General features: G+C 69.2%; 2 protein-coding genes. Both read right to left on the bottom strand.

Features of this window, described 5'->3' with window-relative positions:
* Positions 1 to 866 (bottom strand): PepSY-associated TM helix domain-containing protein (locus EV216_RS18065; protein ID WP_165899331.1); only part of this gene is annotated, 866 nt, incomplete at its 3' end.
* Between the two features lie 12 nt (positions 867 to 878).
* Positions 879 to 1,100: DUF2271 domain-containing protein (locus EV216_RS18060; protein ID WP_132697267.1), on the bottom strand; the 222-nt coding region annotated here is incomplete at its 5' end.

Here is a 1,100-nt window from a genome sequence, read left to right as displayed (position 1 = left end):
AGCGTCGCCGCTCCCTGTCCGGTGTGCAGCATGTAAATGGTCTCTGATACGCGTTCCCAGCCGGTAAGGTCGGTCCAGGCGAGCAGCGCACCGGTGCCCTGATCGAGATACCCGGTCCCCTCGTCGGTCTTCAGCGTGAAGACGTCCGTCGCATCGCCGGGATAGGGAAAGCTCAATTCCCGCAGTTCGTCGACAGGCGTCTCCACCAGGAGGAGCATCTGACCAGGCGCGAACCCCGTCTCGCCGCTCACCTCAACCGGCATGGCTGGCGCGCCGCCACCGGGAAGCAGATCGAAGGTGGACGCCGCCATCCACAGGGCGGTGGCAGACGACAGGACAAGGCCGACCACCGCGATGCGGGCGATCTCGACATGCAGCCGGCCAGAAAGGGGGCCGCGCAGCCGCGTGAACCAGTTCTGCCAACCGCCCACACGCCGGGAGACCAGCAGGACACCTGTGAACGACAGACCCAACATCGCCGCGGCACCCATGGCCATGGCGATGCGCCCGCCATCGCCGAGGAACAGCGAGCGGTGCAGATTGGTAAGCCAGCGCTGCGTCTGGTTGGGGTCGGCGGAGGCCGCACCCTGACCCGTGGCGGGGTCGATCACTGCGGCGCCGGGCGTGCCCTCGTCGAACCAGTAGGCCGTGATCCGGCCCGAGGGCGCGCGGCGGATTTGCTCGACGCCCGGATAGGCGCCCTGGATGCGATCCGCGAGGGTGGCCACCGTCATGCCCGCCTCGGCCTGCGGCGCGGCAATGCGCTCGGCCGCAGGGAAGACCGACAGTGCCGCGCCGCTCAGGGATAGGACGGTGACGAGAGCGAGGGCCAAGAGACCCGGCCAGCGATGGAGTGCACGGATCATGGCCATCACCCCTCACATGTCGTAGGCGAAGGTGGCGATGTAGCGCCTGCCGGTCACCGGCGTGCCGGCGCCAGCGGTCGTCAGCGGGACGGCCACCTCGTTCGGGCTGTCGCGCATGTCCTCGACCGCCGCGTCGATGTGGAGCGTGTAGCCCGCATCGAACAGCGCGTCGGCCAGATCGAGCGTGATCTCGAGCGTGCGGCCCGCGCCGACGCTGGCGCCGGTGATGCCGTT

It is taken from the genome of Rhodovulum steppense (assembly GCF_004339675.1).
Taxonomy (GTDB): domain Bacteria; phylum Pseudomonadota; class Alphaproteobacteria; order Rhodobacterales; family Rhodobacteraceae; genus Rhodovulum; species Rhodovulum steppense.
This window is presented reverse-complemented; position numbering and strand designations above follow the sequence as displayed.